Source organism: Nocardia sp. NPDC050710, assembly GCF_040654375.1.
Lineage (GTDB): Bacteria > Actinomycetota > Actinomycetes > Mycobacteriales > Mycobacteriaceae > Nocardia.
This window is the reverse complement of the sequence record NZ_JBFAHV010000010.1, coordinates 25833-51298: the sequence shown is the minus strand read 5'-3', so window position 1 is coordinate 51298 and position 25466 is coordinate 25833. Positions and strand designations below refer to the sequence as shown.

Here is a 25466-nt window from a genome sequence, read left to right as displayed (position 1 = left end):
CCGTCCGGAGGCAGCGTTGCCCAACACTCTCGAAGCCACCATCGACATCGCCGCACCCCCGGAGCGGGTATGGCAGGTGGTCTCCGACTTCAAGCGGATGCCCGAATTCAGCCCGCACACCGTCCGCATGGTTCCACTCGGAAAGCCGAAGGCGGGCACCTGGACCGTCAACTGGAACCGGGACGGCAAGAAGTACTACCCGACCACCTCGCGCATTGTGCGGTACGAGCCGAACCAGGCCTTCGCCTTCCGGATGAACGAGAACTTCACGGTCTGGAGCTACACGCTGGAGCCGACCGCGACCGGGACCCGCCTGATCGAGCGCCGCGATGTCGTCAACGGCGTCTCCTGGCCGGTGCGTAAGGCCGTCGATGCCTTCCTCGGTGGCGAGCAGGCCTTCGAGACGAATCTGGTCGCGGGCATGAACGAGACCCTCGGCAAGATCAAGACCGCGGTCGAGGCGGTGGTTTAGCCGCCCGACGTCCGGCGTGTTCGCCCGCGGACCTGCTCGCGGGGTGCGTATGTTGCCGGGTTATGCGACGAATCACCCGCGTTGTCGCCGTCGTGGCCGCCTGGACAGCGCGGTGCGGGCAGGCGGCAACGCGACCCGCCTGCACAATGTCTCTTTCGCCTTGGACGACAACTCGAAGCTGCTCTCCGACGCGCGTGCCCGCGCCTTCGGCGAGGCAAATGCTAATAAATGACCTAAATAAACTCGCAGGTCAGGGACTTGAGTGCCACAGACGGTAGGAAGCTCCACACATCCAGGCCGGATATGCAGGACTCTGGTCGGTACTGGCCTAGCGACGGTTGAACTCGGCGTTGACTATGCCAGCCGGGAAGGCGTGCCACTCGCTAGGAGTGAAGCCAGCGTTGGGCCGTTTCTACCTACTTGGTGTGTATGTACATCGTCAACGTCTCCCGCATCTCGCTCGCAACCGGCGAATCAGGGAAGTTGTCACCTAGCAGTTCCTCCAACTGGTTGAGCCGTTTACGGACCCAAGAGAAGTGTGCCGAGATCGGGCTTTCCAAAACGGGTGTCACAGCAGCCAGCGATGCGTCCAGATCCCCCAGACGCGCGTTCGCTGACGCCAGGTAGATCTGACTCAGCATCTCGTCACCCGGGGACCGCTGCACCTGCCACGCTGAGATGGCTTCCTCCGACGCCTTGACCGACCTGCGAAGCATCTTGTTGTCGTCGGCCCACATGAGCGAGAACCCTCGGTAGTAGATCTGCTTTGCCGGGGTGAAGGTGAACAGGCCCGGAATCTCATCCGGCCCCGCCGCGTCACGCGCCCGTTCGGCGTCGTCTAGTAGCTCCAATGCTCGCGTCGAATCTCCGAGGTTGGCGACGGACGCGGCGAGCCCGCACAGAAGCCGCGCCTCGGCGGTCCCAGTCGACGCTGTGACATATTGCAGGCCATCTGTCGCGGCGTCGCGTGCCTTCGCAAAATCCTTCGTGAACCTGAAAGCAAGAGCCTGAGTCCCGCGCGCCCAAGCCCGTAGTTGGTCATGCTCAGCACGGTCGCCTAGCTGGAACGAAGCTTGCGCGTGAACACGCGCCGTGTCTGCCTGCCCCAGATCGAGCGTCAGGTACGACAGAACCCCACATACTCGTCCCAGGGCTACGTACAGTTCGCGGACTTCTTCCGGCCGATGGGCACCAGCACGGATTCGGCGCATCAGCTCGGCTCTGATCTCCAAGGCTCGGGAGAGAGTCTCGTCGTAGGATTCGAAGCGAGCGTTGCGCGCCACTTCGATTACGCCGTCTTGTATCTCATCCAGTGGAGCCGCATCCGGGGCGGCAAGCAGCGCTTCGGATTCACGGCGCGCCCGTTCGAGCATCCGCATAGTGTCCTGCCGTCGCGCCTGGTCTCGTTGGTCCGCATCCCATGCCGTGATCAACGCACCATCGCCGCCGAGCGCTCGGTCTACACGCTCGGCCCACCCTCGATCCTTGGGCCAGCGTCGGCCTGCCTCGATGTTGGCGAGATGCGACCAAGCACAGAAAGTCATTCCCGCAAGCTCACGGAGACTGAGCCCCCGATCGTCGCGAAGCTGTCTCAGAACTCGGCCAGTCCGTTGAGGTTCCATCCCCAACAATCCTGTTGCTGCCGCTTCCACCACACACCCGCCTGCGTGTTTTCACTTCGGAGTCGCGCCCTTTGGAAACAGCGTAGCCCTGCACAGACCAACCTCGCCGTGATGCTCTGGGACATGCGCCCGGCTGAGACAAACAACCCCCTACCTCAACGGGGCCGGTTTTCTCAGAGGCAACCCGGGCGCACCCTAAACGTCCCGGGGCCGCGGTGATCTCGACTCCTCCGGCCCCGGCGACCATCACCGTGTGGGAAGGGACACGATGACCGATACCCCACGCTCGCGCTGCGAGTACTACCGCCGAGTGTGCAATTTGCCTGCTGTCGCAGACCACACAGGTCGAATCACGTTCCGCGCCACACACGTATGGGGCGTAATGATGGCCTCGGACCTCGGGCAGACAGTGAAGAGCGAGCTTGACCGGTGGCAACGTGGTGGCGGCCCGATCATTTCGCACCCGCGTAGCCACACGTGGACGTTCCTAGTCAGATCGGATATCCCAGCGTTTTACCTCGCCACCCCCACCGCGATTTGGCGCAAACACGCGACCGTCCTTCGCTCCGGAGAGATCGTGTTGCCTTCGCCTACTGATCAGAGACTGGCATATCGGAGCTGGATCACAGCGCCGCACAGCTCTTTTCGTCCCTCTGGCATGGATGTCATTGCAGCGATCGACACGTGCCTAGTCGCTCGGAGAGCCAGGCTATGAGCGGCACGATATCTCCGCGACCGGACGAACGAGACGTGCATCTGTCGGTGTTCTTGCACGGCGCTCGTTTCGACTTCACCGCATGCCTCACGGCGGCAATGGAATTCGTCCACGAGCACCGGACCCAGCATTACATGGATGCGGTATCGGTGACCGAGGAAACTGGGCAGTGGCCGCGTCTCCCCTGTGAGCGACTGTATTTGCCGGAAGGCTGACCAATGAACTTGCCCGCGTCCCACCGTGACCGATGCCCTTTGCAGGTGGGATGGCCGCGCGGGCAAGCAGAAGCCCCTGGGCCAACCCGAATCGGTGTGTCCGATGTGCATACGGAACACCCCCGGCCCGGGGGCTTCTGTCCCCTCGAACTGCGACAAATCAACGATCAGACCGTGCGCTCGCCCGTCCATGTCATCCCGGGTCTGCGACCATGGGCGGCAACCGAGTGCGCATCAGCGAGGAGGAAACGTGGGGACCGACGACCAGTTGAGCATGGACCTCGGTGTTGAGGTCGAGCAAACCGCATGGGGTAAATGGGTCGACCCCGATCGGCGAGCGGCACAGGTGCGGAAATTCTTGGACTATGCGGGATTGCAAGGCATTCCGTCCAAGCCGTGGCCGGAAGGCTCACCGGATGTGAAACGACTTGACCCTGTCATCGCGAAGCTGTTTCCAGATATGGATACAGCAATGGCTTCCGAGAACGAGGATATGGCGGATGCGTTTATTTGCTTCGTTGGAGAGTGCTTCGTTCGATTTGTGGGCGCGGAATGGTTCGATTACGAATGGCTCGGCCGCGAGAATTCGTTCTACGATGACGTGAACCCGGCGGTGCGATGCGACACCTACGATGGCGACGAAATGACCATGTGGTCATTGATGGAAGATATTATCACTTACGATCCCGACGGGTATATCGGAATGTTCTCTTACTTGGCGGCTGCGCTGCGTGATTACGCGGCAGACCATGAAGAGAAACGTCGCGAGGAAACCGAGTTCTCGAACTGACGACTCGTCGTTAAATTCCATTACCGCATAATTCCATACTTCGGGGGGAGGGTAGAGCTATGCCTGACGGGTATGACAAAGACCGCGCTCCATTCGATGACAACAACACTCGCGGACGGATATTCGAAAGGGGTGCGAACGAATACTTCGGCGACCACGAGAAGGGGTACCTGCGACATACTGGACTATTTAAAGATCAGGGCAGAAGTATTCAGTTCGACAAAGTTAGGACCGACTCTCAGGGGCGTGTCTACTCTATCGAGGAAAAATCCGGCCGAATCGATGGACCAAAAGATGATAAACAACTAAAAGTCGTCCGATCCCTAATTGAAAAAGGCGTGATTCAAGGGCACGTGCTTCGATCCGTCGAGGGTGAATACGTATCGAAAGCGGCCCAGAAACTCATCGATGGCCTGAACCGAGACTTCCCGGATAGGTTCACGCACCAGATCATCTCACGAGACGATGCCCGCCAGATCTGGGCACTTGGAATACAACGCGAACCCGGCCAGCAACTCGAAATCACCGGCGTCCGCGAGCAGGCACGCCAACAGACGCGACAACGCGAACAACCTGCCGTATCCCTGGTCAAGCAGCGCAAGCAACCTCGCGTCTCCCTGGTCCGTTCCGAGAAGCAGCAGCAAGAACGCGCCGACAGACAGCGGCAACGCGAACAGCGGGCGCGCGGAAGACAGCTGAGAGAGGCGAAAGCCCGACTCGAACGAACCGTTGCCGACCAGCTGAGATGGCTGGCCGAAGCACGAGAGCAAGGCACAACGGTTCCCGTGAAAGAACTCCGGGACGCACACCGCAGCCTCGCGAAACAGCTAGCTGCGGTCCGGGGGATGGAGGACGCGCAAGCCCGCGCACTGCTCGAAAGAAACGGACTCAGCCAAGCGCAGATACAGCAGATCGAACCTGTCCTGAGAGAGCGTCGGGAAGCCCAGCGGAAAGGCGTTGTGCGAGGTATCGACAGCATCGGGAATGAAGTACGTCAGCAAGATTGGGCGCAGGAACTCGAACAGCACAACGTACGGGCGAAACAGCGTGGTGTCGAACACGTACAGCAAGTCGAAGCACAGTCGCGCGGTCACGGTCACGGCTATGAATCGCAACTGCGTGTTGAACAGGCACAGCGGCAAGCCGAACGACTCGTCATCGACCCCGGGAAAGTCGCCGAACTCGATATCGACATATTCAGGGCAGTCCGCGACGGTCGCTCGCTCGGCTACGACACGAGCGACAAGACACACACGTATCAGCAGGCCGGGAAACCACCCGTGAAAGTCGCGCACGATGCACCGGAACGGCAACTTGCCGAGCTGACAAAGAACGTCGAAAAGGGCCTGAGCTTAGACCTAGTGCTCGGGCTCGACGTCATGAATAACGGTCACAACGCACCCGTAATCGAAGCGGCACGGTCCCGTTCGATTGACCCACCGATGCCTACCCAGGGCATCGAAGAAGGGCGCGAACGAGACCGTAGCCTGCACCGTGACCGATAGATGGTAGTCCGAGCTGTTGCAGGACAGTTGTTCGGAATCGAACCAGCGTGCGCCTGGTCCACGCAGCAACGGCCGAATGCCGTTGAGGGAGCTTTGCCTTTGCGATCGTGTGAAACCCGCAGGTGGGGAACATGTTCCTGCACTTGACCCGCGACACGCTTAAGATACGTTTTCAGTGGAATACAGTCGGATTCAGTGAGTCACGACGAGACAGTAGGTTTCGGATCTGCCAGCTAGTTGAGCAAGAACGGGAACCAACGAAATAGCTCGCTGGCTCCCATCCGATATGCAGGGGAGCATGGAGTGAAGGGAGCGACTTTGTGAGTGCATCGGGTTTGGGGCATCCGGCCGTGGTCGTCGCCGAAGGGGTGGTGCACAGTCTCGATGCTGAGCTGGTTCCGGTGGCGATCCTGGTGCGCGCGGAGATGGCGGCGGTACTGCTGGAAAGCAGCGATAAGCGGTTCGTCGTTTTCGTGCGGTGCGAGAACGGGCGCTGGGTTGCGCCGGGGATGACGACCGGGACACCGCGCCGCATGAAGGAACAGCAGGACGCCGAAACGGGTCCGGTGCCGTTGACGGGTATGTCGCCGCGATGGACTGCCGCGGCCGAGCCGACCGACGAAGAATCGGATTTCGCGTGGTTCGCGGTGACGGGGCAGGCCGCCGCTGATGCGGTGGAGGTTTCGCTGACCTCCAGCGCGGATGCGACGACCGTGCCGGTCGGCGAGAACGGTTTGGTGTTCGCGCTGGTGCGGACATCGGTGCTTTCGCGGGCAGGCGAATACCCAGAGGTCGAGTTGCCCGAGATCCGGGTGCGCACCAACGACGGGCGGGCGGTGCCGATGCCTCCCCGCCCCTGACCCCGCTCACCGAGTTTGCGAGGACAGGGGAGGGGCGGGCTCAGCGTCGGAGAGGTACCGGTACACGGTGGCCCGAGAGCATCCCAGCATCTTCGCGATATCAGGCACGGGAATGTCTTTTGCCTTGAGCGCGCGCGCCTTCGCTGCGTCGTCGTCGCTGACCTTGCGGGGGCGGCCACCCTTGCGCCCGTTGGCTGCTGCTGCGGCCAGTCCGGCACGGGTGCGTTCGATCATCGTGTCTCTCTCCAACTGCGCGAACGCGGCCATGATCGTCAGCATTGCTTTGCCCATCGGGCCATCGGTGTGCAGTCCCTCGGTGAGGCTGCGGAATCCGATCCCCCGGGCGGTCAACTCCTCGATGAGCTGGAGAACGTGAACGGTGTTGCGGCCCAACCGATCCAGCTTCCAGACAGCGAGCGTGTCACCTTCGCGAAGGTGGTCCAGGCACCGATCCAGCTCGGGGCGTTCGGTCTTCGCGCCGGACACGCCTTGGTCGGTGAAGATCCGCACCGCCCCGGCAGCGTCCAACGCGTCCAGTTGCAACTGAGGGTCTTGGTCGGTGGTACTGACTCGTGCGTATCCGATGAGGGCCATCTGAGTTCGATTCTGTCTCGTTATCCCGTTGCCTGACAGGTTTTGAGGCTAGAGGTTATGAGACGGGTTTTCAAGACAGCCGGGTCACTGAAAACGTCTGAGCCGCATGGGCCGACGTAGACCCGTTGTCTCGTCGCATCAACCGAACGTTTCCGAGACGTCCGGGAGCGTGCCTCCAGGGCAGCTGGCGCACTCACCGATAGCGATGCCCGCCGCGTATTCGTTGTGATGCTCGTCACTTGGCCGTGTTGGTTATTCGTGGGTTTCCGGGACACGGCGGGACATTCCGGGCAATTGCGGGCATACGCGGGCATTCGAAAAGCAACCGGGCACCACAATTTCCGTGGTCGCCGCGCGGAATCGCGACTTGACGCGTGGCGGACACTCAATGAAAAGGTAGGTGACGTTGCAATACAAAGGCGGTCCGACCGTACTGCGTCCAGGGGGCATACCACCCCCCTCCGGGGGTCTGACCTGCGCCCGCACCGCTCACATGAGCGTTCCGTATACGGATTCCCAGGGTTCCTCGGGCCGGTGGTAGCGCGCGGAAGAAACAGCACGCGAGCAACAGTGCGTCGTGACGAGTGACAGAAACTTGCGAACCAGGTAACTTCCCGAATAATGCGGGGAGGCAACCGCAGGAGGATTCATGCGGCGTTTGCCGAGACAACTAAATACCGGAGGTAACCCTATGAACGATCACGTCACGACGGGCCAAGCGGGCAAGCGGGTGGGGGTGACCGCCCAGACGATCCGCGCATGGATTCACGCGGGACTGCTGACCGGGTACCGGGTGGGACCACGCAACTTCAAAGTCGACCCGAGCGAGCTGGACACGTTGGTGGTGGAACTGCACGGGCGGGCGCAGTGAACGTGACCGACATCGACGCGTACGTGGATGCCATCGTGGCGAAGGCCCCGCCACTGACCCCCGAAGTCCGGGAACGTATTACGGCGTTGCTGCGTACGGGCAAGACAGTACCGGCAACCGCCGCCCAGGAACCCGAGCAGGATTGGCCCGTGGCGGCGTGAGCATCCAGGAAATCACGTCCATGGCCCAGGCCCTTGCGATTCGTGACCGCCACCTGCCGAAGAGTGGCACACCGACAGCGGCCCAAGCGTCCACGCTGAGCGACCAAAACGACCCCGGGGAGATGATGATGGATACCGATGCTGCTGCGGATCGCTCCGGCGACGATGGTTCCGTGGTTCCAGAACCAGTGTCGGGAACCGGGAACCGGCTGCGACTGGAGTTGTTCACCAACGTTTCCGCAGTGCTGGACGGCTCCGACCTCGAAGCTCCGACACCAACGATCTGTTCCCGCAATGACGGCCCGTCGCTGTTCTATCCGGAAGCGGTCAACGCCGTGTTCGGTGACCCCGGCACCGGCAAAACATGGCTCGCGCTCGCGGCTGCTCAGGAAGTGTTGAAGATTCCGGGAAGTCGTGTTCTGGTCGCCGATCTGGATCACAACGGAGTCGTCTCGACGTTGCGCCGCCTGCTCGACCTCGGTGTGGACGCGGCAGTGTTGAAGGACCCTGACCGTTTCCTGCACGTGGAGCCCGAAGACGCACGGCACTTGTCGGCGGTGGTGGATCAGATGCGGTGGTGGAAACCGACATTCGCGGTTGTCGACTCCATGGGAGAGTTGCTGCCCATGTACGGGGCAAAATCCAATCACGCCGACGAATTCACCAACGTGAACAGGGCGGTACTGGTGAAGCTTGCGCGTACCGGTGCGAGCGTGGTGTACATCGACCACATGTCGAAAGGGCTCGATTCCCGTAACCACGGTGCCGGTGGCACCGCCGCGAAGAAGCGCGCCGTTGACGGCTCCTACATCAGGGCGACACTCAAAGAACAGTTCATTCCCGGTAGGGGTGGTTCCGCGTATTTGTCGGTCGTCAAGGACCGCCACGGCGGACTGAGCGTGCACTGTGCCGTTTCTGGTGCACAGGAGCCTGTTATCGGGTTGTTCACTCTCACCCAGGAATCCGATGCGCTTGTGTGGGACATCCGGGCACCGCAAGAGGGCGAACGGGTGCCCGAGGACCGGCGTGCCGGGAGCGACGCCGACGCAGTGAGCCAATGTCTCGCAGCGATCAAACTGTTGGACCCTCCCGCTACGAGCGCCAACGACGCGCAAAAGCGGCTGAAGATGAATCGGGGGGTCGTGTTGGCGGCATGGGCGAAGCTGCGCGAGGAGGCAGCACAGCAAGACGGCCAAGCCGCCTAGGAAACCGAAATGGCACCCAGCGCTAGACATCTAAGTCTGTCACTGGGTGTCATCGAATCAACTGGTGGTGCCGACGTGGTTCCGGTTCCCGACACCAGTTCCGGAACCGGGAACCACCTCACATCGCTACGCTGCGGCAGCGGCGTCCTTCCATTCGATTTGAACTTTGGATGGGTCGAAGTACTTGCCACGTCCGGGGAGGATGGTCACTGTCAGCAAGGCGTCGATCATTTTTCCCCTCACATCTGGGCTGCAAGCTTTCCACGCCTCCCAAACCCCATCGGTGCCGAGCGGAAGGTTCGCCAACACAGATTCTTCGCGTGCCGCAACCTGTTGCTGTTCGATAGATTCCAGTTCGGCGCGCAGCGGGATCGAGCCAGCCTTCAACTGTGAGGCGTCGATGTGCCTGGCCGCGAACAGTTCCGCCAACTCGTCCAACCGAGCTTGGGTTGCCGCACGGCGCGTATGAAGCTCCGAAAGGTCCACCCCGTTGTGTGTGCCGAAGGTGATCGCAGCATCCGGCAGTGAAAGGCGTTTGACGATGACTTTGGTAACCATGTCGTCAACGGGTTCGACCGCCCGTGACAAGTGGCCCGTGTCCCTGCACTTGTAGATCGGCGTACCGTCGACACGCTTCGCGCCCGAAAGATATGTCACCGAACTGCATTTGCCGCACCGGTACACCCCGGAGCCTTGGTACTTGCGTTCGAACGAATTGCCACCGCGACCAGGCGTCTCCAGCTTCGCTCGCAATGCAGTCCACGTGTCCCGATCCACGATCGGGTCCCACACGGCGTCGTTCACGATCTCTCCGTGATACACGCTGTAACCGGCATTTCTCGGGCGCAGGAGGATCCTCCTGACCTCCAATGCCCTGAACTCTTTCCCGCCTGTGGTCCGAAGTCCTTGCGCATTCCACTCACGCGAAATCTGACCGAGCGCTACATCGGCAAGTGCGCGCTTGGAATCATCCCGGAGTGCTCTCGCTTCGGCCTCTCGGTGTGTGACGCCGTCCGGTTCGAAGCCGAACGATCTGCGGCCACCCTGATACTGCCCGTCCAGCGCTGCTTGCCTCTTCTGCGCCTTGATCCGCTCGATAGCGCGTTCGACTTCCGCCATACCGACAACGGCAAGAATTCCCGCTATCAAACGCCCTGTGGCGGTGGCCAGATCGAGTTCACCCGACTTCACGGTCAGCACCGGAAGTTCAAGCGGCTTACAGACTTTCATCAACTTGTCCAGCTCGCCGAAGCCACGATAGAGGCGGTCGGTGTGCCAAGCGATCAGCGTGCCCACACGCTCGCTAGCCAAGACGGTCAGCATTTCTTTGAATGCGGGCCGCTCCTTCGGCGTCCTGCCGTTGGACTCCGAAATCGGAATGTCATCGTCGACGAACTCACCGACGACCGTGAGGCCCTTCGCGGCGGCAAGTTCACGGCCATCGTTGATTTGAGTCCTCGGGCCAAGCTTCGCGCCCTCGCGGTCCTTGGACAACCGCACCGAGATCACCGCCGCCTGCGACGGGTCGACGCCCCCAGGGTGGTACCACCAGCCCGAGCGGCCGTTGCTGTGCAGCCGCCACTCTGCACCCGGTTGCAGCGGCTCGGGCAGTCGCTCGCCGCGTAGCTTGTGGGCCTGGCCCGCGCTGTCCGGCTGTTTTGAAACGCTCACAGCTTATTAGGTTAAAGCTCGACCTTCGCCGAGGCGAAGTCGCGGGCCGATCAGTACGCGGTGCTCGCCGGGTTGACCCTCGGTGATGTCATCACCATCACCGAGGCCAGTGGTACCGACGAGAGCCCGAAGGAACCGGGCCGAGACGCCGCCGCGCAGTCGTTCGCGTTGGAGCCGGGCACGCAGACGGTGACCTTCACGGTGAAGGTCACCTGGTCGCTGCGGTGACTACTGCCAGTTGGGCAGTGTGACGACCTGCGCGGCGTAGGACAGCCCCGCGCCGAAGGCGATCAGCAGCGCGGTATCACCCGGCTTCGACTCGCCCTTGCGCAGCAGCGCCTCCATGGCCAGCGGAATCGAGGCGGCCGAGGTATTGCCGGTCTCCTCGATATCGTTGGCCAGCGCGCAGCTCTCCGGCAGCTTCAGCACCCGCGCCATGATCTCGATGATCCGGCCGTTGGCCTGATGCGGGATCATCGCGTCCATATCGTCGGTCGACAATCCGGCCCGATCGATGGCGTCGCGGCAGACCTTCTCCAGCGAGTGGGCCGCCCAGCGGAATACCGCGGTCCCCTCCATCGTGAGGTAGGGGCGGACCGCGTCCAGGCCCTTCTCATCGATCTCGGCGAAGTACTCCATCCAGTCCTTGTCCTGGCGGATCGCGTGGTGCTGGGTGCCGTCCGACCCCCAGACCGTCGGACCGATGCCCTGCTCCTCGGACGGGCCGACGATGACCGCGCCCGCGCCGTCCGCGAACAGGAAGGCGGTCGAGCGATCGGTCGGGTTGACCGTGGTGGTCAGCTTCTCCACACCGATCACCAGCACGTTCTTCGCCGTGCCACAGCGAACCAGGTCGGAGGCCATGGCCAGCGCGTGACAGAAGCCCGCGCAACCGGCGGAGACGTCGAAGGCCGCGGCGCCGTCCATGCCGAGCTCGGTCGCGATCCGCGGCGCGGCCGCGGGCGTGAGCAGCAGATGGGTGGAGGTCGCCACGATGACGCAATCGACCTGGTCGACCGCGACACCCGCGGATTCGAGCGCGTCGCGCGAGGCGGCCACGCTCATACTCTGGATCGTCTCGGTCTCCGAGGCGAAGCGCCGGGTTTTTATCCCGGATCTGGTCTGGATCCACTCGTCACTGGAGTCGATCGGCCCCGCGACCTCGTCATTGGTCACTACTCGGGCGGGGCGATATACGCCGAGCCCGAGGATCGCGGTGTGCTCAGCCCCGATGGTCTGGGCGAGTCGAGCAGACATGGTGCGTCTCCTATGTACCTGCGGCGCTGCCGCCGGGTTGTCCCCGAAGCATCCGAAATGTCCTCATCATGGGCCACTCCTACGTCACCGTAGACATGAGGCCCCCTCATATTAGCCTCCGGCCGGTGTGGCGGAAGTGCGTATTCTCACATTCGACCGGGTATACCCTCGAATAGCACGTCGATTGCTGTTTCTTCGTGCTCCCAACTAACGATGCGAGGTCACCATGCTCGGTCTCGGGATCTTCGGGTGGATCATCATCGGCGGGCTTGCCGGATGGATAGCCAGTAAGTTCATGAAGACCGATGCGCAACAAGGCATCATCCTCAACATCGTGGTCGGTGTGATCGGTGGTCTTCTAGGTGGTTTCCTCCTGAAATTGCTAGGAGTCGACGTGGAGGGCGGGGGTCTCATCTTCAGCTTCTTCACCTGCCTGGGCGGCGCGATAGTCCTGTTGTTCCTGGTGAAACTGGTCACCGGACGTAAGGCCGTCTGACAACCGGTGCTACAAGCTCTTGTTCCCGTAAGGTGTGATCGCTTGCGCCGGACCTATCGTTAAAGGGCGCAAACGTCTGCATCGAGCACGAAAGAGGAGCCTGTGGCACGCCGTCCCACCCCGCCCGGCACGCCCGAGACCACCGGAGTCGGCCATGTCGTCGACCTGGTTCGGGCCGCGATTCCCCCGCTGCACCCCGCCGGGCTTCCCTTCGTCGCCGGGCCGCTCGCGCTCGCGGTGGTCGGCGGCAAACGCAAATGGGTGCGCCGGACCGGGCTCATCGCGGCCGCGGCCTGCGCGACCTTCTTCCGTCACCCGAACCGGGTGCCGCCGAATCGGCCCGGTGTCGTGGTCGCCCCCGCCGACGGCGAGATCGCCCTGGTGGACACCGCGGCTCCGCCCGCCGAATTGGGTATGGGCGACCAGCCGCTGCCCCGGGTCAGCATCTTCCTCTCGGTGCTCGACGTACACGTGCAGCGCACCCCGGTCTCCGGCACCGTGCGCACCGTGATCCATCAGCCCGGCCAGTTCCGCTCCGCCGATCTGCCCGAGGCCAGCTCGGTGAACGAACGCAACAGCATGGTCCTGGAAACCCCGGCGGGTCAGCAGCTCGCGGTGGTGCAGATCGCCGGACTGCTGGCACGTCGCATTGTCTGCGATGCCAGGGTCGACGATGTGCTCACCATCGGCGACACCTACGGTCTCATCCGTTTCGGTTCCCGGGTCGACACGTACTTCCCGATCGGCACCGAGCTGCTGGTGCAGCCCGGACAGCGCACGATCGGCGCGGAGACCGTACTGGCCGTGCTGCCGACGGCCGGTTCCGCATCCGCTGACTCATGATGGAGGCGGCTCTGCCCACACCAACCCAGAACAGGCGCCGGTCCATCCGGCTGCTCCCCAGCATCGTGACCATCATGGCGCTCGCCGCCGGATTGTCCGCGGTGAAATTCGCGCTGGACGACAAGCTCGACATCGCGCTCGCGATGGTGGGTGCGGCCGCGGTGCTGGACACCTTGGACGGCAGGCTGGCTCGCATGCTCGACGCCACCACCAAGTTGGGCGCGGAGCTGGATTCGCTCTCCGACGCCATCTCGTTCGGTGTGGCGCCCGCGCTGGTGCTCTATATCGCGTTGCTCGACCAGAACAGCGCGGGCTGGATCATCGCGCTGTTGTTCGCGGTGAGCATCGTGCTGCGGCTGGCCCGGTTCAACACGCTGTTGGATGACGACACCCGGCCCGAATGGTCGCGCGAATACTTCGTCGGCGTGCCCGCACCGGCCGCCGCGCTGATCGCGCTGGTGCCGATCGCGCTGTTCGTGCAGTTCGGTGACGGCTGGTGGGTCGGCTTCTACGAGGTCGCCGCCTGGACCATCTTCGCCGCGGCGCTGGCCGTCAGCACCATTCCGACACTGGCCATGAAGTCGGTGTCGGTGGCGCCGCAGGCCGCGGCCGGTCTGCTGGTGCTGGTCGCCGTGGCGGCCGCGCTCTTGGTCACCTATCCGATCGTGCTGCTGCTGATCCTGGTCGCGCTGTATCTGGGGCATATTCCGTTCGCCTGGCATTCCCAGCGCTGGGTGGCCGCGCGGCCGGAGACCTGGCAGCACAAACCGTCCGAGCGGCGCGCCCAGCGCCGGGCGCAACGGCGTCGCCCGGCCATTCGCAGGCCCGCGATCCGCGGTTCCAGCAGGCTGCGCCTGCGGCGCCCCGGTACGAAGCGACCGACCGCGGACGACATCACGCGCTGAATCTCCTGATTTCCCCAAGGATTCGGCTAGCCCCACCGCGCACGCTCGCGGGGGCCGGAATATTCGTGCGGTGTCGGGGGGTTCGGCGTGAAAGGTACTGTCTCCTCCGGTAACCGAGCGCGGAAGAAGGTGGCCGTGGAACCCGATGGACTGCGCGAATTCCAGGCGCATCGCCCACGGCTGTTCGCGCTGGCCTATCGGATGCTCGGATCGGCGAGCGAGGCCGAGGATGCGGTGCAGGAGACCTATCTGCGCTGGGACGGCACCGACCGCGGCCTGATCCGGTCCGCCGAGGCATGGCTGACCACCGCGACGGTGAATCTGTGCCGCACTTGGCTGGTTTCGGCGCGGGCCCGCCGTGAGGCGTATGTCGGTCCGTGGCTGCCGGAGCCGGTGCCGACCGCGCGCGGGGAGCTGGGGCCGTTGGAGACGGTGGAGGAGCGCGAGCAGGTTTCGCTGGCGCTGCTGACCGTCCTGGAGCGGTTGAGCCCGGTCGAGCGGGCCGTCTTCGTGCTGCGTGAGGCGTTCGGATACGCGCACCGGGAGATCGCCGACATGCTCGCGCTCACCGAGGCCAACTCGCAGCAGACCTACCGGCGGGCGAGTCAGCGGGTGCGCGAGGGCCGGGCTCGCTTCGATGTTTCCGCCGATCAGGCGCGCGAGCTGATCGAACGCTTCCTGAAGGCCGCGCGCACGGGGGATGTCGAGGAGCTGGAGCGAATGCTCGCCACCGACGTCACCGCGACGGCCGATGGCGGCGGGCGGATCAATACGGCCCGGCGGCCGGTGCTCGGCGCGAACAATGTCGCGCGCTACCTCATCGGGCTGTTCCGCTGGGAGGTCCCGGGTATGCGGATCGAGTTGACGGAGATCAACGGGGCGACCGCCGTGGCGGCCTGGGCGGAGAGCAATCCGGTGATCGTGATCGGCATCGAGACGGCGGGCGACGTGGTGACGGCACTGCGATTGATCGCGAATCCGGAGAAGCTGGTCTATCTGGCGCGGTCCACCGCGTAACGAGTGGTCGCCGCGCCCGCCCCGCGGGATGTGACCCGGCTCATGGTCACCGGCTGTCAGGGAATCCGTCGCTGCCCAGTCTGAGGGATGTCGGCCGATCGAAAAGGAGCCCATCATGACCGGACAGCATCGGATCGTCGTCCTCGGCGCCGGGTACGCGGGACTTGCCGCCGCCCGCCGTTTCGCGAAGAAGGGGCGCGACGCCCGTGTGACCGTGGTGGACGCGCACGCGGAATTCGTCGAGCGGGTGCGGCTGCACCAACAGGTCGCCGGACAGCGAATTCCGCACTGGGATATTCGGGAGCTGTTGGAGCGCAGGAAGATTCATTTCGTCCATGATCGGGTGCGGGAGCTCGACACGGTCGGCGGGCGGGTGATTCTGGACCGGGAACCCGCGCTCGACTACGACACGCTCGTCTACGCGCTGGGCAGCGCGGGTGATTCGACGGGTGTGCCCGGGGTGGCGGAGTATGCGCTGTCGGTTGCCACGCCCGCGGACGCACGGGCGCTGCCTATCTCTATCTCGGGCGGGCCGGTGGTCGTGGTCGGCGCTGGAGCCACCGGAATCGAGCTGGCCGCGGAACTCGCCGAATCCCAGCCTGATTCGCGGGTGCTGCTGCTCGGTTCCGACGAGCCGGCGGCCTGGATGTCGCCGCGCGCGCAGGGTCATGTGCGGCGGGTGCTGGAACGGCTCGGTGTCGAAATCCGCTCCGACGCCAAGGTGATCGAGGTGTCGGCCGCGGGGGTCCGGCTCGCCGACGGCACTGTCGTCGGGTCGGCGGCGACCATCTGGGCCGCCGGATTCGGGGTGCCGGATCTGGCCGCGCGGGCCGGTCTGGCCGTCGACGGCCGGGGTCGGGTGTTGACCGAACCCACATTGCGTTCGGTCTCGCATCCGGATATCTACGCCGCGGGCGACTGTGCGGTGATCGCCGGACCCGACGGCCGGGAATTGCGCATGTCCTGTGCCACCGCGCTGCCCACGGGCAAGCACGCCGCCGATGCGGTGATCGCGCGGATGCGCGGTCGTGAAGCGGCCGACCTGCGGTTTCGTTATGTCTTCCAGTGCCTGAGCCTGGGGCGTCGCGATGGTCTCATCCAATTCCTGAACGCCGATGACAGTCCGGGTCGCACGGTGCTGACCGGGCGTACCGCGGCGTGGTTCAAAGAGCGGGTGGTGCGTGGCGCCGCATGGGCCGCCCGGCCCTGAATCGTGGTGGAGCCGTGCGTATTCCGGGATTTAGGCCGGTTCGGAACGCGCTCGGTTCACGCGGCGCCGAGAAGTCGTCAACCAATGGTTGACGACGCGAGATCGTCAACCTATGGTTGACGTATGACGTCTTCGCTCCGGCTCGATGATCTGATCTCGGCCATAAAGAAAGCCCGTCCCGACAATGTGCTCGAGCAGCTGTCCGATGCCATGGTCGCCGCCGGCCACCTCGGCGAGGTGGCCGATCATCTGATCGGTCACTTCGTGGACCAGGCCCGCCGCTCCGGCGCGTCCTGGACCGATATCGGCGTCAGCATGGGCGTCAGCAAGCAGGCGGCGCAGAAGCGCTTCGTGCCCAAGACGCCGGGGGACGCGGCCGCCATGGATCCGAATTCGGGGTTCGCCAAATTCACCCCGCGCGCCCGCACGGTGGTGATGGCCGCGCAGGAGGCGGCGCGGGTGGCGGGCAATACGCAGATCGGCACCGCGCATGTCGTCCTCGGCCTGCTGACCGAGCCGAGCGGGCTTGCGGTGCAAGCGATTATCGCCAATGGTGTCGAGGTGGACGCGGTCCGCGCCGCCGCGACCGCGGCACTGCCCGCGGCGGACGGCGACGAGGTGCCCGCGCTGGTCCCGTTCGGCCCGGAGGCGAAGAAGGTGCTCGAACTGACCTTCCGCGAGGCTTTGCGCTTGGGCCACAACTACGTCGGTACCGAGCACGTCCTGCTCGCCCTGCTCGAACAGGAGAACGGCGACGGCCTGCTGACGGGGCTCGGCCTCGACAAGGACAAGATCGAAGCCGATCTGACGGAGCTGCTCTCGCAGTTCATCGCCGAAAAGTCATGAGCGGGAGGCCGAGCCGTGACGAAACCGGCGGGGCGGCCCAGGATTCGGTATCCTCGCCGCGTCACCCGGGCGTCCCGCTCGGCCACCTCGTACTCGGTCTCCGGATGCTCATGGCCGAACCCCCGGCGCCCCCGTCGAAAGATCCACCGCTCCACGGTGATTCCTAGAAGGTCAGTGGTACGACCTGTGTGATGCCTAGGCGAGGGTGTCAGACGTCGGGCACGTTGCGGGCGAGTTCGTCCAGCCAGGCGGCGGCCGAGGCGTCACTCGGGGCACGCCAGTCGCCGCGCGGCGAAAGCGATCCACCGGAGCCGACCTTCGGTGCGTTGGGCAGGGTCGAGCGTTTGAACTGGCTGGTCTGGATGAAGCGGCGCAAGAATTCGGCCAGCCAGTGCTTGATCACGGGCAGGTCGTAGGTGTTGCGCTGGTCGATGGGGATCAGGTCCGGCCAGCTGCCGCGTGCCGGATCGGACCAGGCGTGCCGGGCCATGTACGCGATGCGGCTCGGACGGTAGCCGAAGCGCAGCAGGTAGTACAGGTGGAAGTCCTGTAGTTCGTAGGGTCCGACGGTGGCCTCGGAGCTCTGGCCGGGTCCGGAAGTGTCGGCGCCTGGAATGAGTTCTGGTGAGATCTCGGTCCGCAGAATGGATTTCAGCACGGCACCCGCTTCCGGGCCGAACTGATCGGTATCCACCGCCCATGCGATGAGGTATTTGATCAGCGTCTTCGGCACCGACGCGTTCACGCCGTAGTGCGCCATATGATCGCCGACACCGAAGGTGCACCAGCCGAGGGCGAGTTCGCTGAGATCGCCGGTGCCGACGACCAGCGCGTGGTTCTGGTTCGCCAGCCGGAACAGATGCGAGGTGCGTTCGCCCGCCTGGACGTTCTCGTAGGTGATGTCGTACTGCGGGGCGCCGTCGGCCGCCGGATGATGCAGATCGCGCAGCATCTGGGTGGCCGAGGGCCGGATATCTATTTCCTGTGCGGTGACGCCGAGGGCGTCCATCAATCGGTGCGCGTCGGTGCGGGTGCGGGTGCTGGTCGCGAATCCGGGCATGGTGTAGGCGAGCACATTCGTGCGCGGCAGCCCCAGCCGGTCCATGGTCTTGGCCGCGACGATCAGGGCCTGGGTCGAGTCCAGTCCACCGGAGACGCCGATGACCACGCGCTGCGTGCCGGTGGCTCGCAGCCGCGTGCTCAGACCTTCCACCTGGATGTGATGCACCTCGGCGCAGCGTTCGTTGCGCGCCGCTGGATCGGTGGGAACGTAAGGGAAGCGCGGGAATTCGCGCCGCAGTGCGACCGCCCCACCCGGTATCGGCAGTTCCACCGGAACGCGCCGCATTCGCGCCAGCCGCTCCCGATGGTCGTGCACGGTATCGGCGAAACTGGTGGTGCGCAGCCGATCCGCGGTGAGCCTGCGCAGGTCGAGATCGGCCGTCACCAACTGGGGATGATCGGCGAATCGCTCACCCTCGGCGAGCAGTTCCCCGTTCTCGCATACCAGTGCCTGGCCGTCCCAGGCCATATCCGTGGTCGATTCGCCGTGTCCTGCGGCCGAATACAGATACGCGGACAGGTAGCGCGCGGAATGGGAGGTGCACAGCGCACGCCGATAATCGGCCTTGCCGATGACGATATTGCTGGCCGACAGATTCACCAGCACCGTGGCCCCGGCCAGCGCGGCGTATCCGCTGGGCGGCAGCGGTACCCAACCGTCCTCGCAGATTTCGAGGTGGAAGACGAAATCCGCCAGATTCGTCGCGGTGAACAGCAATTCGGCCCCGAACGGCACCCGCTGCCCGGCGATGGTGATGTGGTCGTCCACGGCCTCGCGGGCGGCGGCGAACTGCCGTTTCTCGTAGAACTCCCGATAGTTGGGCAGGTAGCTCTTGGGCGCCGCGCCGAGTACGACTCCACGGCTCACCGCGATGGCGCAATTGAACAGCCGCCCCTGGGCGCGCACCGGCGCCCCGACGATCAGCACGGTATCGATATCCGCGCTCTCGGTGACCACCTGTTGCAGGGCGTCGGTCACCGCCGCGTCCAGCGCGTCCTGGTGGAACAGATCGTCGGCGGTATAGCTGGAGAGCCCGAGTTCGGGGAAGACCGTCAGCACCGCGCCCGCGGCGGCCGCCTGTTGCGCTGATTCCAGTGTCTCGATCACGTTGTAGGCGGGGTCGGCGACTCGGATCCGCGGCACCGCCACCGCCACCCGGGCGAATCCGTGCCGGTACAGCGAATCGAACGGCAGGTCGTGCACCGCGAGCCCCCTCAGGGTTCCGAGACGAACATGATCATGGTCCGGTTCGAAATCTACGCCCGCCCGCGCAGTCCGCCGCCCCAGCGCGGCCAGTGCGCCTGCGGCTTCGGCTCGGGGACCAGGGTGGCGCGGTCGATATCGGTGACGTACAGCGGTAGTCGATCCGCCAATTCCCCCAGCATCCCGAGCAGCTTCCCGCCCAGCGCGGCCCGGTATTCCGGCATGGTCAACCCCACGATCTGCAGGAATGCGATCCGGCCGAACGGCGAGCCGATGGTGCCCAGCTCCGGGTCGATGACGAATCCGGCCGCGTGAATCGCCGAATCGGTGCGCTCCGATGCGATCGGCCCGTTCGCCTTGATGGTCTGTCCGGGTTCGAACCACTCGCCGGACTGGAAGACGTACCTGGCCAGGTTCTGCATGAAACGTACCGGCCATATCGGCGCCTCGGTCTCGCCCGTCGGCCGCGCGAGCCGAAAGGTGAATTCGAACCCCCACCCCGAGTCGTCCGGGTTGTCCCATTCCTTCTCGTACAGCTCCGTCATCCCGAAGCTGATGTAGTGCCAGTGCGGCACCGGATCGGTCCGTGGATAGGCGCTGACCCCCTCCAGCGGATCCGCTCCACCCAGCGACCAGGGCTGCTCCGTCCCCCAGTGCACGGGTGTGATCTCGCGGTACAGCGGTGCCAGGACGCCCTCGATCGCATCCCAGCCGGGTCTATCACTCACCCGGTCACCTTAAGTTCGGACCGTGTCGGCGTGCCGACGAGGAACACGTCATCTACCGGCCCCGGAGCATCGTCGCTGGTGACGGCGACACTTCTGCGTACTGGTGCGCTCAGCACGCGGGACCCGCCCGCTAAGCTATAGCGATGGCGGATGACACGGATGAAATGGATTCCGACCTAGTCGCGGGGGAACGACGCGTCGATCTGCTGCGCGCGCTCTCCTACGTCTCCACCGAGTCCGGGCCGGATGGCGAATACATCGTGAACGGCGACCTCCCGCCGGAGGTGGCGCCGCCCTTCATCAGGGCCATCATGCGGGTAGAGGCCGAACTTCTGCTGCACGATGCGGAGCTGGTCACCGTGGACAACGAGGAACCGCGCACGCCGGACGAGCGCCGCACCGACGCGTTCGTGGCGCTGGTGCTGCGCATCGACGACCGGTCGTAGCGGGTCCCCCGGACCTTGCACTCGGCATTCCCGAGTGCTAGAAATGGCTTTGGCACTCTCGACCTGTGAGTGCCAGGGTCGGGACGGTGAGACCGGGTTCCATCGACACCCTCGGTCGTCCGTCGCGGGCACCGAACCTGGCCAGCGTAAATGGGGCGATCCGACAAGCGGTCGTCCTGTGTGTCAGCCCCATTACATGTGGAGGATCTCAACGCAATGGCCAAGACAATTGCGTACGACGAAGAGGCCCGTCGGGGTCTCGAGCGGGGTCTGAACGCCCTCGCCGACGCGGTCAAGGTGACGCTGGGCCCCAAGGGTCGCAACGTTGTCCTGGAGAAGAAGTGGGGCGCCCCCACGATCACCAACGATGGTGTGTCCATCGCCAAGGAGATCGACCTGGAGGACCCGTACGAGAAGATCGGCGCCGAGCTGGTCAAGGAAGTCGCCAAGAAGACGGACGACGTCGCGGGCGACGGCACCACCACCGCCACCGTGCTCGCCCAGGCGCTGGTGCGCGAGGGTCTGCGTAACGTCGCGGCCGGCGCCAACCCGCTCGGTCTGAAGCGCGGCATCGAGAAGGCCGTCGAGGCCGTCACCGCCGCTCTGCTCGACACCGCCAAGGAGGTCGAGACCAAGGAGCAGATCGCCGCCACCGCCGGTATCTCGGCTGGCGACGCGTCCATCGGTGAGCTCATCGCCGAGGCCATGGACAAGGTCGGCAAGGAAGGCGTCATCACCGTCGAGGAGAGCAACACCTTCGGGCTCCAGCTGGAGCTGACCGAGGGTATGCGTTTCGACAAGGGCTACATCTCCGGTTACTTCGTCACCGACCCGGAGCGTCAGGAAGCGGTCCTCGAGGACCCGTACCTGCTGCTGGTCGGCTCGAAGATCTCGACCGTCAAGGACCTGCTGCCGCTGCTGGAGAAGGTCATCCAGGCCGGTAAGCCGCTGCTGATCATCGCCGAGGACGTCGAGGGCGAGGCCCTGTCGACCCTCGTCGTGAACAAGATTCGTGGCACCTTCAAGTCCGTCGCCGTCAAGGCCCCGGGCTTCGGTGACCGCCGCAAGGCCCAGCTGGCCGACATCGCCATCCTGACCGGCGGCGAGGTCATCAGCGAAGAGGTCGGCCTCTCCCTGGAGACCGCGGGCATCGAGCTGCTCGGCCAGGCCCGCAAGGTCGTCATCAGCAAGGACGAGACCACCATCGTCGAGGGCGCGGGCGACGCGGAGGCCATCAAGGGCCGCGTGGCGCAGATCCGCACCGAGATCGAGAACTCGGACTCGGACTACGACCGTGAGAAGCTGCAGGAGCGCCTGGCCAAGCTGGCCGGCGGTGTTGCGGTCATCAAGGCCGGCGCCGCGACCGAGGTCGAGCTCAAGGAGCGCAAGCACCGCATCGAGGACGCCGTTCGCAACGCGAAGGCGGCCGTCGAAGAGGGCATCGTCGCCGGTGGTGGCGTGGCCCTGCTGCAGTCGGCTCCGTCGCTGGACGAGCTGAAGCTCGACGGTGACGAGGCCACCGGTGCCAACATCGTGCGTGTCGCGCTGTCGGCTCCGCTGAAGCAGATCGCCTTCAACGCCGGTCTCGAGCCGGGCGTCGTCGCGGAGAAGGTCTCGAACCTGCCCGCCGGCCACGGCCTGAACGCCGACTCGGGCGTGTACGAGGACCTGCTGGCCGCCGGCGTTGCCGACCCGGTCAAGGTCACCCGCTCCGCCCTGCAGAACGCGGCCTCCATCGCCGCGCTCTTCCTCACCACCGAGGCCGTCGTGGCCGACAAGCCGGAGAAGGCCGCCGCTCCCGCGGGCGACCCGACCGGTGGCATGGGCGGCATGGACTTCTGATCCACGCGATCAGCTAGTTCTCGCTAGTCAGGAGGGCCGGTCCACCGTCGGGTGGGCCGGCCTTCCGCATAGGATGGGCGGGACCCGCTCCCCGAAATCGAGGTGGCCATGGGGCCCCTGCCGGCCTGGGCATCGGACCCGGAAATGCTCCTCATCACCGAGGAGGGGTACGAAGCGTTGTCCGAAGAAGCGCAGAAGCAGATCGAAGTAATCGATGGCAGGGTCATCTTCTGCCGCAGGGGCAGTGTCGAGCACAACATCGTGGCGCGACGGCTGGCGAACGGTTTCGACGCCGCCTGCCCCGGCGATCCATGCATCCGGGTAGTCACCGATTATGAGATGCACTACAAGAACATACGGCCGCGCACCTTCGGGTTCTCTTTCCGCAGACCGGATGTCGTGGTACACAGGTGCATCCCGCCGGGCGGAACCGCACCAGGAGGTTCTCGTATTGAATGAGCCTTTCCCGGTGAAGATTTCATTCGTGGACCTCGACAACTGATCGGCTCGTTCTCGGGGGCCGCAAAATCGTTGCCGATATCCCGGTTGTGGCTCCGGATTGTCGCTGGGGCAAGGCATTTCGAGACCGGTTGGATTTATTCGGTTTCGCCGTACCGAATATGTACGGCTGGATTCCGGGGTATTCTGCGATTGCGCAAACGGCGGGCGCCGGGGCCCGGTAAATGAATTCAGCGCCACCCCAAAGGGGTTGGCGAATATATCCACGACTCCGATCAGCAAGATGGAGTTTTTCATGCCACAAACACTTACACCGGGTGCGAACGCTAATATCGGCGCCGGTGTCATCGCGGGCAATCTCACGGTCACCACACCGGCGGCGGGTACCTTCACGGTCAATGTCGGGGGAGCGGGCGCCGTCGCCCACGCCCCCGGCGTCGCGGGCGCGGTAGCCATTCCGATCAACGGCGCGGCTGTCACGGTGACCAACACGACCCCTGGGGTGGGATCACCCGCCGGTGACATCTTCCTATATTTCTGAGTCTCGGTGCCCTGCACCATATTTCGAACCGGAGGCCGGTCCATTCTCGGGTGGGCCGGCTTCCGGCATTTCTGTGCCATGCACGGGTTGTCCGATACGACCGGCGGGTCAGCCCTCGAGCATGAAGGCCACGAGAAAGCCTGCGGCGGTGGCCATTCCCACCCACCAGCCGCCCTCTCGATATGCCTCCGGCATGAGCGAGTCGGCGAGGACGGCGATGGTGGCGCCGCCCGCGAAGGCCTGGACGGCGCTGATCTGAACCTCGGAGAGATTGTCGGACAGCGTATATCCGAGGACAGTCACCACCACGAGGACGAGACCCGTTGCGGTCCAGAGGGAGAAGGCTCGCATCCGGGAGAGTCCGTGGTCTTCGCGCATGAGGGCGGCACCGCCGATGGCCTCGGGAACATTGCCGACGGCGACGGCCACGAGGAGGACGAGGCCGCCGCCCGAGATCAGTGAGACGCCGAGGGCGGTGTTCTCCGGAACACCGTCCAGGATGGTGCCGAGCATCAATGCCCAGCCGATGGCGGCCGGACCCAGCCTAGTTTCGATGAGGTGATCGGCGATGACGTACACACCCGCGCCGAGGAATAGCGCGAGTCCGGCGATGCGCACGCCGGACCGCTGGAAAGCGGGTTCGAACAGTTCCGAGGACACCGCCGCGATCATGGTGCCCGCGCCGAAGGCCATCAGCGACGCCAGCAGCTGTTTCGACAATGTCCACCGCAGCCCGATCGCTGCTCCCACGATGAGCGGAACGGCTGTGCCCAGTCCGTAGAGCAGCGCTTTCGCCATGCGCCACACCTTAAGCCGGGGCGCTCGCCCGCGGGACTCAGATGCCGTCGACGGTGAGAATCTCGAAGGTCGTCGGGGTGCCGGGACCCATGGGCCCGCCCCGATCGAATTGGGATGCGACGACAAGGGTTCGATCCGCGACGCGGATCAGGGTGGTGGGGATCTTCAGGGCGTCGTCGGTGCGGTGGCCGGTCCGGGTGGCGGTCGCGCCGTCGTCGGTGAGGGACCAGCGGCTGATGGTGTTGATCTTGTTCTGGGCCGCCCACAGGGTGTTGTCTCGCAACTCGAGGCCGTCGCCGTGGGTCAGATCGCCGCCACGCAGGGCTACCTTGCGGATCGGATCGGTGGCGTCGGTGGTGAGGGCGATGCGGTACAGCTCGCCCGGCGCCATATCGACGACCAGCAGGTAGTTCCCGGCGGGGTCGGCGACGATGCCGTTCAGGCCGTAGCCGCCGGGGCCGCGCGGGGTGAGTCTGGCGGTCAGGTCGAATCGCGCTGTCAGATCGGCAGTTCCACCGCGCGCGGAGGCTTCGCGGAGCTGATCCTGGGTGACCCGGTAGATGACGCCGCGGATCGAGTCGGTCAGGTAGGCGGTGCCGTCCGGGGTGATGGCGAGGTCGTTGACGAAGCGCGGGTCGGTGCCGGGAAGGTCGAAGCGGGCGATCAGGCCGCGGGTGGCGGTGTCGTAAACGGCCACCCCCTTGGTCGAGTCGGTCACCCACAGCCGACCGGCCCGGTCGACCTTCAGCCCGTTGGCGGTGCGGCGGCCATCGGCGCCCTCGGCCAGGAACACCTCGGCCTCGGTAGCGCCGGGGGCGGCCCGGTAGATCGCGCCCGTGGTGTAGGAGCCGACATAGGTGTCGCCAGTGCGCGGGTCGGCGGCGATGCCCTCCGGATATACGCGATCGCCGGGCAATGTGTAGGCGGTGCCGATACGGGGCGGCTCGGTGGCGTCATCCGTGCCGCAGCCGGTCAGCGCGAGGGTGGCAATCGCGAAGGCCGTGGTCGCGGTGAGGGTTCGGCGGAAGCGCGCGTGGAACATGGTCCTGCCTCTATTGGGTCGAATGATCGAATGTGGACACATCAAATGACGAATGCGAATCTAGGTTAGAGTTCTAATGATCGTCAAGA

Annotated in this window: 25 protein-coding genes and 2 pseudogenes; 18 read left to right on the top strand and 9 right to left on the bottom strand. The window is 64.7% G+C overall.

The window, feature by feature from the left end; translation table 11 throughout:
• The first annotated feature begins 16 nt into the window (after positions 1–16).
• Positions 17–472 (top strand): SRPBCC family protein, encoded by a 456-nt coding sequence (locus AB0H61_RS19080; protein WP_357306037.1) that lies wholly within the window; start codon positions 17–19, stop codon positions 470–472.
• Between the two features lie 416 nt (positions 473–888).
• On the opposite strand, the gene AB0H61_RS19075 is transcribed toward AB0H61_RS19080, so the two are convergent.
• Together AB0H61_RS19075 and AB0H61_RS19070 are read right to left on the bottom strand one after the other, a co-directional pair.
• Complete coding sequence (locus AB0H61_RS19075; RefSeq protein WP_357306523.1) at positions 889–1845, bottom strand: hypothetical protein; 957 nt, start codon at positions 1843–1845, stop codon at positions 889–891.
• Positions 1846–1905: 60 nt separating this feature from the next.
• Positions 1906–2094 (bottom strand): annotated as a pseudogene (locus tag AB0H61_RS19070) (helix-turn-helix transcriptional regulator); the annotation flags it as partial.
• Positions 2095–3274: 1180 nt separating this feature from the next.
• Between AB0H61_RS19070 and AB0H61_RS19065 the strand changes: the two are divergent.
• From AB0H61_RS19065 to AB0H61_RS19055, 3 genes are all read left to right on the top strand, one after another.
• Entirely contained in the window at positions 3275–3814 is a 540-nt protein-coding gene (locus AB0H61_RS19065) for a hypothetical protein (protein WP_357306034.1), read from the top strand.
• Between the two features lie 59 nt (positions 3815–3873).
• Positions 3874–5319 (top strand): hypothetical protein, encoded by a 1446-nt coding sequence (locus AB0H61_RS19060; RefSeq protein WP_357306031.1) that lies wholly within the window; start codon positions 3874–3876, stop codon positions 5317–5319.
• 320 nt (positions 5320–5639) lie between these two features.
• The gene (locus AB0H61_RS19055; protein ID WP_357306029.1) at positions 5640–6179 is read left to right on the top strand and encodes a hypothetical protein; all 540 of its coding nucleotides are present in this window, start codon (positions 5640–5642) and stop codon (positions 6177–6179) included.
• A 6-nt stretch (positions 6180–6185) separates the two neighbouring features.
• Here the strand turns inward: AB0H61_RS19055 and AB0H61_RS19050 are convergent, their stop codons facing one another.
• Positions 6186–6773: a recombinase family protein gene (locus tag AB0H61_RS19050; protein ID WP_357306026.1), complete on the bottom strand. Its 588-nt coding sequence runs from the start codon at positions 6771–6773 to the stop codon at positions 6186–6188.
• Positions 6774–7464: 691 nt separating this feature from the next.
• Here AB0H61_RS19050 and AB0H61_RS19045 point away from each other — a divergent pair.
• From AB0H61_RS19045 to AB0H61_RS19035, 3 genes are read left to right on the top strand one after another with little or no spacing between them, the layout of a single operon-like run.
• Positions 7465–7644 carry an excisionase family DNA-binding protein gene (locus AB0H61_RS19045; protein ID WP_357306024.1) on the top strand — a complete coding sequence of 60 codons (180 nt, stop codon included), beginning with the start codon at positions 7465–7467 and terminating at the stop codon, positions 7642–7644.
• Positions 7641–7805 (top strand): hypothetical protein, encoded by a 165-nt coding sequence (locus tag AB0H61_RS19040; protein WP_357306022.1) that lies wholly within the window; start codon positions 7641–7643, stop codon positions 7803–7805. The genes AB0H61_RS19045 and AB0H61_RS19040 overlap by 4 nt, the downstream gene beginning before the upstream one ends.
• Positions 7802–9010: an AAA family ATPase gene (locus tag AB0H61_RS19035; RefSeq protein WP_357306019.1), complete on the top strand. Its 1209-nt coding sequence runs from the start codon at positions 7802–7804 to the stop codon at positions 9008–9010. The genes AB0H61_RS19040 and AB0H61_RS19035 overlap by 4 nt, the downstream gene beginning before the upstream one ends.
• Positions 9011–9136: 126 nt before the next feature.
• Here AB0H61_RS19035 and AB0H61_RS19030 read toward each other — a convergent pair whose 3' ends face one another.
• Entirely contained in the window at positions 9137–10681 is a 1545-nt protein-coding gene (locus AB0H61_RS19030) for a recombinase family protein (RefSeq protein WP_357306017.1), read from the bottom strand.
• Positions 10682–10720: 39 nt separating this feature from the next.
• Between AB0H61_RS19030 and AB0H61_RS19025 the strand changes: the two are divergent.
• Positions 10721–10909 (top strand): annotated as a pseudogene (locus AB0H61_RS19025) (SIMPL domain-containing protein); the annotation flags it as partial.
• Here the strand turns inward: AB0H61_RS19025 and AB0H61_RS19020 are convergent.
• A complete protein-coding gene (locus AB0H61_RS19020) occupies positions 10910–11938 on the bottom strand; it encodes a beta-ketoacyl-ACP synthase III (protein ID WP_357306015.1) in 1029 nt (342 codons plus the stop codon). It lies immediately after the preceding pseudogene.
• 226 nt (positions 11939–12164) lie between these two features.
• On the opposite strand from AB0H61_RS19020, the gene AB0H61_RS19015 reads away from it, so the two are divergent.
• The 6 genes from AB0H61_RS19015 (at position 12165) to AB0H61_RS18990 (ending at position 17255) form a co-directional block, all read left to right on the top strand.
• The gene (locus AB0H61_RS19015) at positions 12165–12434 is read left to right on the top strand and encodes a GlsB/YeaQ/YmgE family stress response membrane protein (RefSeq protein ID WP_357306012.1); all 270 of its coding nucleotides are present in this window, start codon (positions 12165–12167) and stop codon (positions 12432–12434) included.
• 102 nt (positions 12435–12536) lie between these two features.
• A complete protein-coding gene (locus AB0H61_RS19010) occupies positions 12537–13277 on the top strand; it encodes a phosphatidylserine decarboxylase (RefSeq protein WP_357306010.1) in 741 nt (246 codons plus the stop codon).
• Positions 13277–14182: a phosphatidylcholine/phosphatidylserine synthase gene (locus AB0H61_RS19005; protein WP_357306464.1), complete on the top strand. Its 906-nt coding sequence runs from the start codon at positions 13277–13279 to the stop codon at positions 14180–14182. Before AB0H61_RS19010 ends, AB0H61_RS19005 begins: the two co-directional genes overlap by 1 nt.
• Positions 14183–14317: 135 nt before the next feature.
• Positions 14318–15199, top strand: a complete 882-nt coding sequence (locus tag AB0H61_RS19000) for an RNA polymerase sigma-70 factor (protein WP_357306007.1) — start codon at positions 14318–14320, stop codon at positions 15197–15199.
• Positions 15200–15314: 115 nt separating this feature from the next.
• Positions 15315–16409: an FAD-dependent oxidoreductase gene (locus AB0H61_RS18995; protein ID WP_357306004.1), complete on the top strand. Its 1095-nt coding sequence runs from the start codon at positions 15315–15317 to the stop codon at positions 16407–16409.
• Positions 16410–16532: 123 nt separating this feature from the next.
• Positions 16533–17255, top strand: coding sequence for a Clp protease N-terminal domain-containing protein (locus tag AB0H61_RS18990; protein ID WP_357306001.1), 723 nt, complete (start codon positions 16533–16535; stop codon positions 17253–17255).
• 208 nt (positions 17256–17463) lie between these two features.
• Here the strand turns inward: AB0H61_RS18990 and AB0H61_RS18985 are convergent, their stop codons facing one another.
• Together AB0H61_RS18985 and AB0H61_RS18980 are read right to left on the bottom strand one after the other, a co-directional pair.
• Positions 17464–19521, bottom strand: a complete 2058-nt coding sequence (locus AB0H61_RS18985; RefSeq protein WP_357305999.1) for an NAD(+) synthase — start codon at positions 19519–19521, stop codon at positions 17464–17466.
• Positions 19522–19574: 53 nt separating this feature from the next.
• Complete coding sequence (locus AB0H61_RS18980) at positions 19575–20249, bottom strand: suppressor of fused domain protein (RefSeq protein WP_357305996.1); 675 nt, start codon at positions 20247–20249, stop codon at positions 19575–19577.
• Between the two features lie 143 nt (positions 20250–20392).
• Here AB0H61_RS18980 and AB0H61_RS18975 point away from each other — a divergent pair, with 143 nt between their 5' ends.
• The 4 genes from AB0H61_RS18975 (at position 20393) to AB0H61_RS18960 (ending at position 23537) form a co-directional block, all read left to right on the top strand.
• Positions 20393–20695, top strand: coding sequence for a hypothetical protein (locus AB0H61_RS18975; protein ID WP_357305994.1), 303 nt, complete (start codon positions 20393–20395; stop codon positions 20693–20695).
• 216 nt (positions 20696–20911) lie between these two features.
• Positions 20912–22537, top strand: a complete 1626-nt coding sequence (groL, locus tag AB0H61_RS18970) for a chaperonin GroEL (RefSeq protein WP_357306461.1) — start codon at positions 20912–20914, stop codon at positions 22535–22537.
• 144 nt (positions 22538–22681) lie between these two features.
• Complete coding sequence (locus AB0H61_RS18965) at positions 22682–22996, top strand: hypothetical protein (protein WP_357305991.1); 315 nt, start codon at positions 22682–22684, stop codon at positions 22994–22996.
• Between the two features lie 295 nt (positions 22997–23291).
• Positions 23292–23537 (top strand): hypothetical protein, encoded by a 246-nt coding sequence (locus tag AB0H61_RS18960; protein WP_357305990.1) that lies wholly within the window; start codon positions 23292–23294, stop codon positions 23535–23537.
• A gap of 108 nt (positions 23538–23645) precedes the next feature.
• Here the strand turns inward: AB0H61_RS18960 and AB0H61_RS18955 are convergent, their stop codons facing one another.
• Complete coding sequence (locus AB0H61_RS18955; RefSeq protein ID WP_357305987.1) at positions 23646–24335, bottom strand: ZIP family metal transporter; 690 nt, start codon at positions 24333–24335, stop codon at positions 23646–23648.
• Between the two features lie 37 nt (positions 24336–24372).
• Positions 24373–25377 carry a superoxide dismutase gene (locus tag AB0H61_RS18950; protein ID WP_357305984.1) on the bottom strand — a complete coding sequence of 335 codons (1005 nt, stop codon included), beginning with the start codon at positions 25375–25377 and terminating at the stop codon, positions 24373–24375.
• Positions 25378–25466: the final 89 nt, after the last annotated feature.